General features: G+C 71.6%; 14 protein-coding genes, 3 tRNA genes and 1 pseudogene. 8 read left to right on the forward strand and 10 right to left on the reverse strand.

The window, feature by feature from the left end; all coding sequences use genetic code 11:
• Positions 1-127: 127 nt before the first annotated feature.
• The 7 genes from CR470_RS18560 to purS all read right to left on the reverse strand — a co-directional run bounded on the left by CR470_RS18560 (position 128) and on the right by purS (position 6,619).
• Positions 128-982 (reverse strand): META domain-containing protein, encoded by an 855-nt coding sequence (locus CR470_RS18560; protein WP_097868697.1) that lies wholly within the window; start codon positions 980-982, stop codon positions 128-130.
• Positions 983-1,044: 62 nt separating this feature from the next.
• Entirely contained in the window at positions 1,045-1,848 is an 804-nt protein-coding gene (locus CR470_RS18565; RefSeq protein ID WP_097868698.1) for a maleylpyruvate isomerase family mycothiol-dependent enzyme, read from the reverse strand.
• Between the two features lie 37 nt (positions 1,849-1,885).
• Positions 1,886-2,791 (reverse strand): M23 family metallopeptidase, encoded by a 906-nt coding sequence (locus tag CR470_RS18570; RefSeq protein WP_097868699.1) that lies wholly within the window; start codon positions 2,789-2,791, stop codon positions 1,886-1,888.
• Positions 2,792-2,826: 35 nt separating this feature from the next.
• On the reverse strand, positions 2,827-3,333 hold the full coding sequence (locus tag CR470_RS18575) for an ArsR/SmtB family transcription factor (RefSeq protein WP_097868700.1): 507 nt from the start codon (positions 3,331-3,333) through the stop codon (positions 2,827-2,829).
• A gap of 111 nt (positions 3,334-3,444) precedes the next feature.
• The gene (purL, locus tag CR470_RS18580; RefSeq protein WP_097868701.1) at positions 3,445-5,694 is read right to left on the reverse strand and encodes a phosphoribosylformylglycinamidine synthase subunit PurL; all 2,250 of its coding nucleotides are present in this window, start codon (positions 5,692-5,694) and stop codon (positions 3,445-3,447) included.
• Positions 5,691-6,371 carry a phosphoribosylformylglycinamidine synthase subunit PurQ gene (gene purQ, locus CR470_RS18585; protein ID WP_097868702.1) on the reverse strand — a complete coding sequence of 227 codons (681 nt, stop codon included), beginning with the start codon at positions 6,369-6,371 and terminating at the stop codon, positions 5,691-5,693. The genes purL and purQ overlap by 4 nt, the downstream gene beginning before the upstream one ends.
• The gene (gene purS / locus CR470_RS18590; protein ID WP_003968034.1) at positions 6,368-6,619 is read right to left on the reverse strand and encodes a phosphoribosylformylglycinamidine synthase subunit PurS; all 252 of its coding nucleotides are present in this window, start codon (positions 6,617-6,619) and stop codon (positions 6,368-6,370) included. Before purS ends, purQ begins: the two co-directional genes overlap by 4 nt.
• A gap of 422 nt (positions 6,620-7,041) precedes the next feature.
• Between purS and CR470_RS18595 the strand changes: the two genes are divergently transcribed.
• From CR470_RS18595 to CR470_RS18630, 8 genes are all read left to right on the forward strand, one after another.
• On the forward strand, positions 7,042-7,377 hold the full coding sequence (locus CR470_RS18595) for a histone-like nucleoid-structuring protein Lsr2 (RefSeq protein ID WP_026290384.1): 336 nt from the start codon (positions 7,042-7,044) through the stop codon (positions 7,375-7,377).
• 325 nt (positions 7,378-7,702) lie between these two features.
• A tRNA-Gly gene (locus CR470_RS18600) sits at positions 7,703-7,774 on the forward strand.
• Between the two features lie 79 nt (positions 7,775-7,853).
• Positions 7,854-7,926 (forward strand) — tRNA-Gly (locus tag CR470_RS18605).
• Positions 7,927-8,071: 145 nt separating this feature from the next.
• Positions 8,072-9,079, forward strand: a complete 1,008-nt coding sequence (locus CR470_RS18610; protein ID WP_097868703.1) for an ABC transporter ATP-binding protein — start codon at positions 8,072-8,074, stop codon at positions 9,077-9,079.
• Positions 9,076-9,897: an ABC transporter permease gene (locus CR470_RS18615; protein WP_097868704.1), complete on the forward strand. Its 822-nt coding sequence runs from the start codon at positions 9,076-9,078 to the stop codon at positions 9,895-9,897. Before CR470_RS18610 ends, CR470_RS18615 begins: the two co-directional genes overlap by 4 nt.
• Position 9,898: 1 nt before the next feature.
• Positions 9,899-11,245 carry a sensor histidine kinase gene (locus tag CR470_RS18620; RefSeq protein ID WP_097868705.1) on the forward strand — a complete coding sequence of 449 codons (1,347 nt, stop codon included), beginning with the start codon at positions 9,899-9,901 and terminating at the stop codon, positions 11,243-11,245.
• On the forward strand, positions 11,242-11,862 hold the full coding sequence (locus CR470_RS18625) for a response regulator transcription factor (RefSeq protein WP_097868706.1): 621 nt from the start codon (positions 11,242-11,244) through the stop codon (positions 11,860-11,862). The genes CR470_RS18620 and CR470_RS18625 overlap by 4 nt, the downstream gene beginning before the upstream one ends.
• Positions 11,863-11,885: 23 nt before the next feature.
• Positions 11,886-11,961: transfer RNA gene (locus tag CR470_RS18630), tRNA-Gly, on the forward strand.
• A 54-nt stretch (positions 11,962-12,015) separates the two neighbouring features.
• On the opposite strand, the gene CR470_RS18635 is transcribed toward CR470_RS18630, so the two are convergent.
• The 3 genes and pseudogenes from CR470_RS18635 to CR470_RS18645 all read right to left on the reverse strand — a co-directional run.
• Positions 12,016-12,930, reverse strand: a complete 915-nt coding sequence (locus CR470_RS18635) for a phosphoribosylaminoimidazolesuccinocarboxamide synthase (RefSeq protein ID WP_097868707.1) — start codon at positions 12,928-12,930, stop codon at positions 12,016-12,018.
• 152 nt (positions 12,931-13,082) lie between these two features.
• Complete coding sequence (locus CR470_RS18640; protein WP_097868708.1) at positions 13,083-14,537, reverse strand: N,N-dimethylformamidase beta subunit family domain-containing protein; 1,455 nt, start codon at positions 14,535-14,537, stop codon at positions 13,083-13,085.
• Positions 14,538-14,764: 227 nt separating this feature from the next.
• Positions 14,765-15,121 (reverse strand): annotated as a pseudogene (locus CR470_RS18645) (hypothetical protein); the annotation flags it as partial.

A 15,121-nucleotide genomic window follows, 5' to 3' on the forward strand; every position in this document is an offset into this window, starting at 1 on the left:
TTACCGACAGGTAGGGGCCGGTGGGGGCGGCCGGGCGGCCGTGGCGTTCGGTGAACCTGCCCGATCGCCGCCCCGGCCGCTGCCCGAACGCTCGTTTCGTGGTGAGCCTCACACCGGGGAGCCGGGCTCAGCCGTGCCGGGAGCTCTTCTCGGCCCCGGCAGGTGTGGCCGTGGCGCCGATCCCCTTGCCGTCGTCCGCGGTGAGCGTGAGGGCCTTGCCCTTGATCGTGTACGTGACCTTGCCGTCCAGGGCGGCGAGCACGGCGCGCTCCACGTCCATCTCGGCCTCCGGGCACATCTTGCGGGTGCCGGCCACCGGTCCGAACGTGATCGTGGAGCCCTTGACCGTCGCCCGACCGCGGAAGGAGTTGCAGCCGGAGTGGCCCTGCACGGTGCCGTCGTCGGCGAGGGTCAGATGGGGCGTCTTCTCCTTGGGCAGGTCCGCCGGTACGGTCGTGGCGGTCTCGCCGCTGAGCAACGTGGTCACGGCCCAGCGGGTGCCCGCCAGGTCGGCGGGCTTCTCCTCGCTGAGTGCCATCGAGTCGCCGCCTTCGGTGGTGAGGGTCAGTTTGTCGCCGGAGAGCTCCGCGGTGTGCTCGCCGCCCATGGCGTCGATGGCGGCCTTCTCGAACTTCTCGATGTTCTCCTCGCACGCCATCTGCGTCGTCACGGGCTTGCCCAGGGTGATCCGGTCGCCTTTCACCCGGGCGTCCACGCTGATGTGGTTGCAGCCGAAGTCGGCCTCGGCCCGGCCCTTCGGGTCGATCTCCAGCCGGGCCCCTTCCGGGGCCTCGGTCTTCTTCCCGCCGACGGTCACGGAGTCGACGCTCCACGCCACCCCGGTGACGGGGACGTCGCTCCGCACGCTGTCGCCGCCGTCGCCGGATCCCTTGCCGGAGCCGGAACTCGACTCCGTACCGCAGGCGGCGAGGGTGAGGAGGGCCAGGACACTGACGCTGAGGGTCATCCGTTGTGTGCGCATGGCGATGTGACGGAACGGGGGGCGGATCCGGTTCCGCCCGCTCCGCTTCCCCGGTGGGCGCCTCAGCCCATCAGGGGCAGCAGCTCGGCCAGGTCCGCCCGCTCCCCGCCGGCGCTGACCTCGGCGTCCTCCAGGGCCCGCGCCCACTCCGTACGCCCGGTGGCGAGCCGGATCCAGGTCAGCGGGCCGGTCTCCACGACATTGGGCGGGGTGCCCCGGGTGTGCTTGGGCCCGCCGATGCACTGGACCACCGCGAACGGCGGGACCCGCACCTCGACCGAGCCGCCGGGCGCCCGGTCCGCGAGGGCGTCCGCCAGCAGCCGGGTACAGGCGGCCAGGGCCTGCCGGTCGTAGGGGATCTCCAGCCCGAGCGCCTCGTTCAGGTCGTCCGTGTGGACGATCAGCTCGACGGTCCGGGTGACCAGGTAGTCGGTCAGCCGCATGGAGCCGACCCGGGTGGCCAGCAGCCGCTCTCCCGTGCCGGTGGCCGGGACGGCACCGGTGAACCCCGCTTCCGCCTCCTCGAACAGCGTGGTGAGGTCGGGGTGGCCGGCCGCCACCTCCTCGACGCCCTCGGCGATCCGGGCGGCGTGCGCGGCGGTGACCGACGGCCACTCCAGCAGGGTGACGTGCGGCTTGGGGCCGGGCGGCTCCGCCAGGGCCACGGACCCGGTGACGCTGCTCAGCCCGATCGCGACGTGCGCGACGAGCTCGCGCACCGTCCAGTCACCGAGCCGGGTCGGCCGGGCAAGCTGGTCGGGCGTCAACACGGCGACGGCGTCACGCACATGCGCGAACTGGGCGAGGACCGCCGTCCGGGTCCTGAGGTGGTCGTACGTGCGCGGGCGCTTCTTGGCCGGGGGCATGGGGCCGAGACTAACCGGCCCCACGGACATCACCCGGTCAGGCCTCCGCAACCTGGTCACGGGCCCGCACCTCGGCCGCCTCACCGACCGTGGCCCGCACTCCGGCCCGCTCACCGACCGTGAACGTAGCGCCGTTCGCGGGGACGCCGACCCCCCGCCAGGTGAACGGGACGCCCCGGGCGTTGTCGAGGTCCGGGCCGTCCATCAGCTGGAAGTGGAGGTGGGGTTCGGTGGTGTTCCCGGAGTTGCCGCACCGCGCGATCCGCTGTCCGGCCCGGACGGTGTCCCCGGCCTCCACCCGGAGCGAGCCGCGCCGGACGTGCGCGTAGACGGCGTACGTACCGTCGCCGAGGTCAAGGACGACGTGGTTGCCGATGACCCGGTGCACGCCGAGGATCGACCGGACGGTGCCCTCGATGAGCATCAGATAGGCGAGAGCGGGCAGCGAGTTGCGGCTCAGGTGGTCGCGCTGGCCGTCGCTCGCCTTCACGACCGTGGCATCGGCCACCGCGAGCAGCGGGGAGCCGAAGGCCGGGAAGGCGCGGTTGCGGCGGAAGAGCGGCCAGAGCCAACGGAACGCCGGCCGGGCCGGGGGCTCGCCCTCTCCCGTCTCCGGGTCGGCCACGATGTCGATCGCGTACGTCTGCCCGTACGCGTGCGTCCCATGGCTCGGCACCTTGTCCGCCGGGCTGTTCAGGGCCGTCCAGCCTCCGGTGACCGGCGGGTCGACCTCCACCGGAGGCCTCGGCTCGCCCCGCGGTGCGGCGGCACGGGCCTGCAGGACCGTCGTCGCCACCATGAGGGCGACGACGACCGTCGCGGGCAGGAAGGTCGTCGCCCAGCCCGGTCCGGGCAGATCCGTGACGAACTCGCCGATCATCAGCGCGAACAGGACCAGCCAGGACAGCCGCATGGCGATCGGAACGGCGGTGCGGACGGACATCTCTCCCCCAAGGTCTCGTGTCTCTCGTCGTCAGGTCAGGGCCGCGCCGCCGTCAGCACCACCAACAGCGGTACGACCCGGGCGGGCGGCACCTCGTACCTGCCGCGGCCCGCCGCGTGCAGCCAGCCCGCGCCGGTCAGCTGGCGCAGGTGGTGGTAGATCTGGCCGGTGGTGCCCAACGCGTCGAGCGCGGCCAGTTCGGCGGTCGTCCTCAGACCGCCGAGGATCTCGCGGAGCAGCCGCAGCCGGACCGGGTGGCCCAGCGCGGCGAACGAATCGGCGGCGTCCGCCCAGTCCCCGTCGAACAGAGCCTCGGTGAGGGCGCCGTACTGCCACTCGTAACTCTCGCCGGTGGGCAGCCGGACCGCGCCCGTGTAGAGCACTCCTCCGTCGGCCGCGGCCTCCCCGACCTCGGTCAGCTGCTGTTTCAGCCCGTCCAGCGCCCAGAAGTCGCCGTCGCCCAGGCGGGGGGACCCGGAGTCCTGCCGCTCCAGTGCCGTGAGCCGCCTCTCCAGCTCGGCGACCCGCTGCTCCAGCTCCATGACACCAACCTTACGTAATTACGTAATCTCTATCAAGGGGTAGGGGGAAAGCCGAAGCCCCCGCCCGGAGGGCCCGGGCGGGGGCTTCGGAGGTGCCGGTCGGCGCGCGGCTCAGGCGAGCAGCGCGGGGATCGTCGCCTCGTGCGCCGTACGGAGCTCGCTCAGCGGGATGCTGAACTCGCCCTGGATCTCGATCTCCTCGCCGTCCACGACACCGATGCGGGTGACGGGCAGACCGCGCGCGCCGCACATGTCGTTGAAGCGGAGCTCCTCGCTGCGCGGGATCGAGACGACCGCGCGTCCCGCCGACTCGGAGAAGAGGAACGTGAACGCGTCCAGGCCGTCCGGCACGACCAGCCGGGCGCCCTTCCCGCCGCGCAGGCAGGACTCGGTGACGGCCTGGATCAGACCGCCGTCGCTCAGGTCGTGCGCGGCGTCGATCATGCCGTCGCGGGAGGCCGAGATGAGGATCTCGGCGAGCAGCTTCTCGCGGCCGAGGTCCACCTTCGGCGGCAGGCCGCCCAGGTGCTGGTGGACGACCTCGGACCAGGCCGAGCCGCCGAACTCCTCAGCCGTGTCGCCCAGCAGGTAGAGGAGCTGGCCCTCTTCCGCGAAGGCGACCGGCGTACGCCGGTTGACGTCGTCGATCACGCCGAGCACGGCCACGACCGGCGTCGGGTGGATCGCCGTCTCACCGGTCTGGTTGTACAGCGAGACGTTACCGCCGGTGACCGGGGTGCCCAGCTCCAGGCAGCCGTCCGCGAGACCGCGGGTGGCCTCCGCGAACTGCCACATGACGTCCGGGTCCTCGGGCGAACCGAAGTTCAGGCAGTTGGAGATCGCCAGCGGCTTCGCGCCGGATGCGGCGACGTTGCGGTACGACTCCGCCAGCGCGAGCTGCGCACCGGCGTACGGGTCGAGCTTGGCGTACCGGCCGTTGCCGTCGGTCGCCATGGCCACACCCAGGTTCGACTCGGCGTCGATGCGGACCATGCCCGCGTCCTCGGGCATCGCCAGCACGGTGTTGCCCTGGACGAAGCGGTCGTACTGGTCGGTGATCCAGGACTTGGAGGCCTGGTTCGGGGAGGCGACCAGCTTCAGGACCTGCTCGCGCAGCTCTGCGGCGTCTCCCGGCCGGGCGAGCTCGCCGGCGTCGTCGGCCTGGAGCGCGTCCTGCCAGGACGGGCGGGCGAACGGACGGTGGTAGACCGGGCCCTCGTGGGCGACGGTGCGCGGCGGCACGTCCACGATCTGCTCGCCGTGCCAGAAGATCTCCAGCTGGGAGCCCTCGGTCACCTCACCGATGACGGTGGCGATGACGTCCCACTTCTCGCAGATCTCCAGGAAGCGGTCCACGTGCTGCGGCTCGACGATCGCGCACATGCGCTCCTGCGACTCGCTCATGAGGATCTCCTCGGGCGAGAGGGAGGAGTCGCGCAGCGGCACGGTGTCCAGCTCGACGCGCATTCCGCCGGAACCGGCGGAGGCCAGCTCGGAGGTGGCGCAGGAGAGCCCGGCGCCACCGAGGTCCTGGATGCCGTCGACGAGCTTCTCGCCGAAGATCTCCAGGGTGCACTCGATGAGGAGCTTCTCCTGGAACGGGTCGCCGACCTGGACGGCGGGGCGCTTGGCCGGGCCGGTGGACTCGAAGGTCTCCGAGGCCAGCACGGAGACGCCGCCGATGCCGTCGCCGCCGGTGCGGGCGCCGTAGAGGATCACCTTGTTGCCGGTACCGGAGGCCTTGGCGAGGTGGATGTCCTCGTGCTTCATCACACCGATGCAGCCGGCGTTGACCAGCGGGTTGCCCTGGTAGCAGGCGTCGAAGACGACCTCGCCGCCGATGTTGGGCAGGCCCAGGCAGTTGCCGTAGCCGCCGATGCCCGCGACGACGCCCGGCAGGACGCGCTTGGTGTCGGGGTGGTCGGCCGCGCCGAAGCGCAGCGGGTCGACGACCGCGATCGGGCGGGCGCCCATGGCGAGGATGTCGCGGACGATGCCGCCGATGCCGGTGGCCGCGCCCTGGTAGGGCTCGATGTACGAGGGGTGGTTGTGCGACTCGACCTTGAAGGTGACCGCGTACCCCTGGCCGACGTCGACGACGCCGGCGTTCTCGCCGATGCCGACGAGCATGGCGTCGTTGGCGGGGACCTTCTCGCCGAACTGCTTGAGGTGGACCTTGCTGCTCTTGTACGAGCAGTGCTCCGACCACATCACGGAGTACATGGCGAGCTCGGCGCCGGTGGGACGGCGGCCCAGGATCTCGCGGATCCGGGCGTACTCGTCCTCCTTGAGGCCGAGCTCCTTCCAGGGCTGCTCGGCGTCCGGGGTCTCGGCCGCGTGCTTGACCGTATCCAGGCTCATGCGTTGACCAGCTTCTTGATGATCGAGGTGAAGAAACCGAGGCCGTCGGTGCGACCGGTGCCGATGAGCGGCTCCACGGCGTGCTCCGGGTGTGGCATCAGGCCGACGATGTTGCCCGCGGCGTTGGTGATGCCCGCGATGTCGCGGAGCGAGCCGTTGGGGTTGCCGTCCAGATAGCGGAAGGCGACGCGCCCTTCGGCCTCCAGCTCGTCGAGCGTGCGCTCGTCGGCGGTGTACCGGCCGTCCATGTTCTTGAGCGGGACGCTGATCTCCTGGCCGCCGCTGTAGTCCGAGGTCCAGGCGGTCTCCGCGTTCTCCACCCGCAGCTTCTGGTCGCGGCAGATGAAGTGGAGGTGGTTGTTGCGCAGCATCGCGCCCGGCAGCAGGTGCGCCTCGGTCAGGATCTGGAAACCGTTGCAGATGCCGAGGACCGGCATACCGGCCTTCGCCTGCTCGATGAGGGTTTCCATGACCGGCGAGAAGCGGGAAATCGCGCCGGCGCGGAGGTAGTCCCCGTAGGAGAAACCGCCCGCCAGAACGACCGCGTCGACCTGGTGCAGGTCCTTGTCGCGGTGCCACAGCGATACGGGCTCGGCGCCCGCGATCCGGACGGCGCGCAGGGCGTCCTGATCGTCGAGGGTGCCGGGAAAAGTGACGACACCGATACGGGTGGTCACTTCTCCTCCTCCACCTTCACGACGAAGTCCTCGATGACGGTGTTGGCGAGGAACGTCTCGGCCAGCTCGTTAATACGGGCGAGGGCGGCGTCGTCGACCGGCCCCTCGACCTCCAGCTCGAAACGCTTTCCCTGACGAACGTCCGCGATTCCCTCGAAGCCGAGACGGGGCAGTGCGCGCTGCACCGCCTGTCCCTGCGGGTCGAGGATCTCGGGCTTGAGCATGACGTCGACTACGACGCGTGCCACTGGCACTCCCGGTGTGGTGGTGTGGTGCGGCTGTCTCTCCGGGGGGTTCCCCAGACCCCCGCGGGTCCACTCAGCGTACCTGGCCAAAATTTCTACGCGGGTAGATATCGGACGGGACGGACAGGGCGGGGACCCTGCGCGGATCACGCCGAGATATCAGCCGCGACACCGTGCGGGAAAAGGTCTGGGAAAAATCGCGTCCGGATTGCACACGGATTGCACACGGACACGCGCATGTAATTGGCTGGGCTTCACAATGCGGCACCCGCCGCTGTACAAATGATTACCGGGGAAAGCAACATTGCCCCGGGGACAACGGAACAGTCGACACCTCGTCGATCCGCATCCGCCCGCCTGGCAGCCGGAAGGCCGGCATCCGCGCACGCGACACGCGCCGGTGCCGTAGGAAAGGACCGATATCCGTGGCTCAGCGCGTAGTGGTGACGCTCTCCGACGACATCGACGGGGGAGCAGCGGCGGAAACGGTGACCTTCGCCCTGGACGGGAAGACGTACGAGATCGATCTCAATCCCGCCAACGCGAAGAAACTGCGGAAGACCCTGGCTCCTTACGTGGCCGCCGGTCGAAAGCAGACAAATGCCAGCAAGCATGGCAGGACGCCCACGACCTACCACCACACCTCCCTCGCCCCGGACCCGGCGGCCGTTCGCGCCTGGGCCCGCTCGCACCGGATGGAGGTACCGGCCCGGGGCCGCATCCCGAAGAAGGTCTACGAGGCGTTCGACGCGGCGAGTTGATCCGCGACGGGTCCGGGCAGGCGGGTCGAGCCGTGACGGTTCCGGACCGACAGGTCGATGCGTGTCGGTTCCGGACCGGCGGATCGAGCCGTGACGGTTCCCGGCCGGCCTGCCCGTCGGGCGTCGGCGGCCCCGGGGGCCGGAACGCCCCGCCCCGGGAAGAGCCGGACACTCCGTCAGGCGGCCCCGGACGCCCCGTCGGCCGGGCCCGGGGGCCCGTTCCGCGAGGCCCTCGGGGAGCCGACTTGCGCGACACCCCCGCAGGTCGGCTAGAGTCTGGAGCACGCCGAGGGGCGAGGCCGCAAAGCCGAATCCCACGCAGCGTGCGGGTGTAGTTCAGTAGTAGAACATCCCCCTTCCAGGGGGAAGGCGCAGTGTGCAATTCCTGTCACCCGCTCTGCACGACTCTTCGGACCACTTCGTTGGATCAGGTAGAGTAGTGCTCGCTCCACCGGTGAAAGCCGAGTGGCTGCACTGCGGACGTAGCTCAGTTGGTAGAGCGCAACCTTGCCAAGGTTGAGGTCGCCAGTTCGAACCTGGTCGTCCGCTCAGCATCAAAGGCCCTGACCTTCTCGGTCAGGGCCTTTGTCGTGCTCCCGCCTCACTCATCCCCTGCCGCCCTCATGAGGTTTGTCATGAGCAGTGATGACAGCGCGCACTGCTCGCGGGCCGGTTCCGGCGGAAACCTTGAGGCATGACCAGCGACGACATTCTCAGCGACCGCGTGGACGGTCCCGTGATCGAGGCGAACGAGGTCCGGCGGCGTTACGCCGACGGCTTCGAGGCCGTGTCCGGGATCTCCTTCTCCGTGGCCCGCGGCGAACTGTTCGCCCTGCTCGGGACGAACGGCGCGGGCAAGACCTCCACCGTGGAACTCCTCGAAGGCCTGGCGCCGCCGACCGACGGCACGGTACGGGTCCTCGGCCACGACCCGTACCGCGAACGCGCCGCCGTCCGCCCCCGTACCGGGGTGATGCTCCAGGAAGGCGGCTTCCCCTCCGACCTCACGGTCATGGAGACCGTCCGCATGTGGTCGGCCTGCACCACCGGCGCACGCCCCGCCGGCGAGGCCCTGGAGATGGTCGGCCTGACCCTCCGGACGGACGTACGGGTCAAGCAGCTGTCCGGCGGCGAGAAGCGCCGCCTCGACCTGGCGCTCGCCCTGACGTCCCGGCCCGAGGTGCTCTTCCTCGACGAGCCCACGACCGGGCTGGACGCCGAGGGCCGGCAGGAGACCTGGGAGCTCGTCCGGGCGCTGCGGGACAACGGTACGACCGTGCTGCTGACCACGCACTACCTGGAGGAGGCCGAGGCGCTCGCGGACCGCCTGGCGATCATGCATCAGGGGAGGATCGTGACGACCGGGACCATCGCCGAGGTGACCGCGCGGCAGCCCGCCAGGATCAGGTTCGTCCTGCCCGAGGCCGTGCCGGCGGCGCGTCTCCCGCTCTCGCTGCGGGCCGCGGCGGAAGGGTCCCGGGTCGAGATCCGCACCCCCGCCCTCCAGGAGTCCCTGCACGAACTCCTGGAGTGGGCCCGGGAGTCCGGCGTACGGCTGCACGGCCTCGACGCCCGCTCCGCCTCCCTGGAAGAGGCGTTCCTCGACATCGCGAAGACCCGGCACGCGCCCCGGGACCAGGACCCGCGCCAGGTCCCGGACCGCTCCACCCGCTCCGGCGGCACGAAGAAGGTGACGGCATGACGACCACCACGACCCCCGTCCGCGACCGGACACCCGCCGCCTCCCCCACGGGCGCGGCGGCCGTGGCCCGGCGGCTGACCGCCCTCGGCCGCGCCGAGCTGATCCTCCTGCTGCGCAACCGGACCGCGATCGTCGTGGCCCTGCTGCTGCCGCTCGTGATGATCTTCGCGATCCGGTCCTCACTCGAACAGGTCGACCTCGGCGGCACCGGGCTCACCGTCGCCGGCGCCACCCTGACCGGCGGCATCGGCATGGTGCTCGTCCAGGTCGTCTACATGAACCTCGTCTCCGCGTACGTCGCCCGGCGCGAGGAACTCGTCCTGAAGCGGCTGCGCACCGGCGAGATCTCCGACCGCGAGATCCTGATCGGCACGGCGCTGCCGTCCGTCGCGCTGGCTCTCGCCCAGTGCGTGCTGCTGATGGTGGCCGGCGCGATCGCCTTCGATCTGAGCGCCCCGCACCGCCCCGACCTCCTGCTGGCCGGACTGCTGCTGAGCTTCGTCCTGATGTCCGCCCTGGCCGCGGCGACCACGGTGATCACCCGGACCGTGCAGACCTCGCAGCTCACGACCCTGCCGCTGTACTTCGCCTCGCTCCTCGGCTCCGGACTGTTCGTCCCGCTGGCGGTGTTCCCGGACAGGCTGGCCTCCGTACTGGAGCTGCTGCCGATGACCGGCGTGATGACTCTGATCCGGCACGGCTGGCTCGGTGGCGTGGAGGGCGGCGACCTGTTCACGGCCGGGGTGACCGCGCTGGCCTGGACCGCTTTCGGCGTGTTTGCTGTGCGACGGTGGTTCCGCTGGGATCCGCGCGGCTGACATGAAGGGACTGAGGGGCGTGATCGGTCGGGTACGGGGCTGGCGGCGCGGCTGGCACGAGCGCAGCAAACTCCAGCGCATCGACCTCTACACACGGGTGACGCTCTCCTCGATCACCTGGCTCTTCGCGGTGTCCTGGGGGCTGCTGCCGCTCGCCGAGACCCTGGACGGGGGAGCGGTGGCCATCGCCCTGGGAGCAGGGTTCCTCGTCGCCAACATCGCCCAGTCCGTGCTGAGCAGCCGCAACCTGGCGCCCGCCTTCGACGCCTACCGGGGCCTGGCGCCGTTCCCTCCCGGGCGGCTGCGCCTGCCCGCCGCTCTCCAGGTGGCGATGACCGCCCTCGTGGTGGCCCTCGCGGCGGTGGGAGGCGTGCGGGACGAGGGGCTCGTACTGCTGGTGCTGGACCTGCCGGTGGCGTTCGCCATCCCGTACGTCCTGATCGTGCCGGTCCGGAGGTTCCTGCTCCACGCCGCCGCCTTCTCGGTGGCCGGCACGGCCCTCCTGGCGGCCGTGGGCGTGCCGGGCGGGCAGTTGTTCGGGGCGGTCGTCTCGCTGACCGTCGTCATCCTGCTGGTGCTCGTGTCGGCCCGGCCGAGCGCCTGGAGCCTGTCGGTGATGTGGCAGGCGGAGGAGGCACGGGACATGCAGGCCCGGCTGGCGGTGGCGGAGGAGCGGCTGCGGTTCGGCCGGGACATGCACGACGTGCTGGGGCGGAACCTGTCGGTGATCGCCCTGAAGAGCGAGCTGGCCGTGGAGCTGGCCCAGCGCGGGAACCCCGCGGCGATGGACCAGATGGTCGAGGTGCAGCGGATCGCCCGCGCCTCGCAGCAGGAGGTCCGCGATGTCGTACGCGGCTACCGGGAGGCCGACCTGCCCACCGAACTCATGGGCGCACAGGGCGTGTTGCGGGCCGCCGGTATCACCTGCACCGTCGAGGGCGCGGACGGCCCGGCCGGTATCGGGGCTCCCGCCGCCGTCCAGGGCGCGCTCGGCTGGGTGGTGCGCGAGGCTGCGACGAACGTCCTGCGCCACGGCGACCCGCGCCACTGCTGGATGCGGCTCGCGCGGACGCGGGACGCGGTGGTCCTGGAGGTCGAGAACGACGGGGCCGGCGCCACCCGCCCGCTCGGCGGCGCGGACGACGGCGGCGGTTCGGGCCTGGCAGGGCTGCGGGTGCGGCTCGGCGCGCTCGGCGGCTCGCTCACCGCCGCGGCCGTCGGGGACGATCTCTTCCGGGTGACGGCGACCGTGCCGCTCACGGCGTCCCGCCCGGACGTGAACGGCCGCCCCGCACCGCCGCCCCCCAGCCCCTCGCCCGCCCCTTCCGCCCTCCCGGAGGAACGATGACCACCGCGCAGCCCCTGCGGGTCCTGCTGGCCGACGACGAGCACCTGATCCGGGGCGCGCTGGCCGCCCTGCTCGCCCTGGAGGAGGACCTCGTCGTGGTCGCGGAGGCGGCGAGCGGCCCCGAGGCCCTGGCGATGGCTCTGGCGCACCGGCCCCACGTCGCCGTCCTGGACCTCCAGATGCCGGGCGCGGACGGTGTGAAGGTCGCCACATCGCTGCGGACCGAGCTGCCCCACTGCCGCACCATGATCGTGACCAGCCACGGCCGCCCCGGGCACCTCAAGCGGGCCCTGGCCGCCGGCGTACGGGGGTTCGTCCCGAAGACGGTCAGCGCCCGGCGGCTGGCGGAGATCATCCGTACCGTCCACGCCGGGAACCGTTACGTGGATCCCGAGTTGGCGGCCGACGCCATCTCCGCCGGGGACTCCCCGCTGACCAGCCGGGAGGCCGAGGTGCTCGAACTGGCGGCGGACGGGGCACCGGTCGCGGAGATCGCGGAGCGGGCCTCCCTGTCCCAGGGGACCGTACGGAACTACCTGTCATCGGCCGCCACCAAGATCGGTGCGGAGAACCGGCACACGGCGGTGCGTCTCGCACGCGAGCGGGGTTGGGTATAGTAGGCATCGCGCTTCGGCGCACTGCGGACGTAGCTCAGTTGGTAGAGCGCAACCTTGCCAAGGTTGAGGTCGCCAGTTCGAACCTGGTCGTCCGCTCCAGATGGGGAAAGCCCCGGTCCTTTCGGACCGGGGCTTTCCGCGTATCCCTGGCGGCTACGACCAGTTGGTGCCGGTCAGCACCTCGTACGCCTCGATGTACTTGGCGCGGGTCGCCGCCACGATCTCCTGCGGCAGCGCCGGGGGCGGCTGCTCGCTCGCGCGGTCCCATCCGGAGGCCGGCGAGGTCAGCCAGTCGCGCACGAACTGCTTGTCGTAGCTGGGCTGCGCCCGGCCGGGCTGCCAGGTGGCGGCGGGCCAGAAGCGCGAGGAGTCCGGGGTCAGCACCTCGTCGGCGATGATCAGCCGCTCGGTCCCGTCCTCGGTGGTCTCGAAGCCGAACTCGAACTTGGTGTCGGCCAGGATGATTCCGCGCTCGTGCGCGATGTCCCGGGCCCGGCGGTAGACGTCGAGCGTCGTGCGCCGCAGTACGGCGGCCGTCTCCACGCCGACCTCGCGGGCGACGGCCTCGTAACTGACGTTCTCGTCGTGTTCGCCGACGGCCGCCTTGGTGGCCGGGGTGAAGATCGGGCCGGGCAGCTCGGACCCGTTGACCAGGCCCTCGGGCAGACCGATGCCGCAGACCGTACGGGTGGCGTCGTACTCGACGAGCCCGGAGCCGGTCAGATAGCCGCGGGCCACACACTCGACCTCGACCATGCGCAGGGACTTGCAGACGAGGGTGCGGCCCGCCCAGTCGGCCGGGGCGCCCGGGGGCAGCTCGGTGGAGATGACGTGGTTGGGGACCAGGTCGGCGAGCTGGTCGAACCACCAGAGCGAGAGCCGGGTGAGGACGCGGCCCTTGTCGGGGATCTCGGTGGGCAGGACCCAGTCGTACGCGGAGATACGGTCGCTGGCGACCATGACGAGGTCGCCCGCCTCGTTCCGGTACAGGTCACGCACCTTGCCGGTGTGCAGGTGGGTGAGGCCCGGAACCTGAACGGGCTCGGGCTTTTCTACAAAACCGGACACGGTGCCTCCGCGTAGATTGATCCAGGAGCGGTTCCGATTGTCCCGTATGGAGGGCGCGCGGCGTGCGCCGGGCCCGGCGGGGCGTCGGTCGCGTTCGTGGATCCGGTCGGTCGCGCTTCTCGAACCCGGTCAGTCGCGTTCCTCGAACCCGGTCAGTCGCGCTTGCAGATGCGGTCGAGAAGGTTGGCCGTGGCCCGCTGGATCCGGGGGTCGGTGTGCCCGGGGCGGTCCAGCGCCGGGGACCAGGCGAAGGTGCCGGAGGCGAAGACGAGTGCGCCGGAGGGGGACTGGTAGAGCGAGGTCTCCTGGTGCCGGGTGGCGCCCTCGGAGTCCTCGTACGGGGAGTGGGCGAGCAGGATCCGGTTGTCGTGCTCGGGCAGGCTGGTGCGCGGGAAGTAGCGGTCGGCCTCACCGGCGACCAGGCCCGGGATCTCGTCGCCCTCGACCGCGCCCGTGGAGTCCCAGAGCCAGTGCTCGGCGTTGCGCACGACGAGCGGGCGGGGATCGGGCACCCGGCCCGCGTACTGGATGCCCAGGAGCTGCTGCTCCGGCCGGTCCACCTCGCGCCACAGGGCGGACTTCCCGGGCCCCCGGCGCTTGCGGCAGGTCAGCAGCCGGTCCGCCTCGCCGGAGGCCGACGGGGCGAGGCCCACCTGCCAGTACATGGTGTTGGCGGAGAGGAAGACGAGCGAGGTGCCGGAGTCCCGGGCGCGCTCGGCGGCCCGGCGCATCGGCAGCGTCCAGTACTCGTCGTGGCCGGGGAAGACCAGGCCCCGGTAGCGGCTGGGGTCGACGCGGCCCGCGTGCAGGTCGCGGGCGTCGGCGTAGGCGAGGTCGTAGCCGTACCGCTCGGCCCAGCGGATGAAGTCGTACGCGTGCCCCACGTGCAGCGGCAGGCCGGCCCCGGCGTACGGGCGGTCGAAGGAGATCGTGACGGCGGCGTCCTCCTCGCCGAGCAGCCGCCCCCGCTCGTCCCACGCGTGGTAGAGGCTGGCACCGGTGCGGCCGTCCTCCGGGTAGAGGTTGTACGCCTGCCAGGTGATGTCGGGCAGCAGGAGCAGCAGGTCGGCGGGGTGGTCGTGGCGCACGGTGAAGGGGATGTGCGAGCGGTAGCCGTCGGCGGTGGTCAGGACGGCCACGTACGCGCCGACCGACCAGTAGCTCGGGATCTGGAGCCGCCAGGACATCCACCAGTGGTGGCAGGAGACGGTCCGGTCGGCGGCGAGCGGTGGGGGCTGGACGATGCCGGAGAGCCGCGGGCTCGTGGTGATCTTGGCCGCGCCGTCGCCGCCGTAATGACCGATCCGGTAGACGTCGACGGAGAACTGCTGGGGCGGGTCCACGGTGATGTGGAAGTCGATGGCCTCGCCGGGGGCCGCCGCACCGGGCGAGACGAAGCCCTTGATCTGGCGGTGCACATCGTCGGCGGTACGGGTGCCGCCGCCGGTGGAGCGGGCGAGGTCGGCGTACCAGGGGACCACCTGGCCGGTGTCGTCGAAGTAGTTCTCGCTGCCGCGCAGCCAGGGCAGCGGGCCCTGACCGAAGGGATCGCTGACCGCGTGCGCGAGGGCGCCCGACTCCCACCGGCGAATCTGCTCCGCCCCCATGCCGCGCCCCTCCCTCTGATCCCCCGGAAGCTCCGGGTGATCCCCCGGACAACTCTGGTGCGCCGAATGTCGACGCCGGTCCCCAGCACATCACATAACGCACGCGGTTCGTCACCCTTCGTCGCGAATTGACGGGGGTGGAGAGCAGCCGGGCCCGGTCGGTGAGACCTGTCGAACCTGGTCACCCCAGCGAACGGAGCTCGTCGCCGGACCGGTCGGGCGTGTGGTCAGACCAGCCGGACGGGCTTGTCGGAGCGCACTCCCACCTCGGCCAGCCAGGACAGCAGCGGGTCCGGATCGCCGTCCTCGACGAGGCTGAGGACCGGAGTCGCGAGGTCCGCCCGGCGCTCGCCGCCGACGAGCAGCGCGGGGCCGTCCAGCCAGTCCAGACCGGGGGCCGCGCCCGCCGTGTCCACGGCCGCGCAGCAGACCATGGCCGCGACGTGGTCGGCGAGCAGCTCGGTGCCCGTACGCGGCGGCTGGAGCGGGAAGAGGGGCAGCGGGCCCGGCCCCCAGAGGTCGAGGAGGTCGTCGGCGGCGCCGGACCCCGGACCGCCGTGACCGGGGCCGCCATGCTCCGGACC

The sequence above is a fragment of the Streptomyces sp. rh34 genome (assembly GCF_002551245.1).
Classification (GTDB): domain Bacteria; phylum Actinomycetota; class Actinomycetes; order Streptomycetales; family Streptomycetaceae; genus Streptomyces.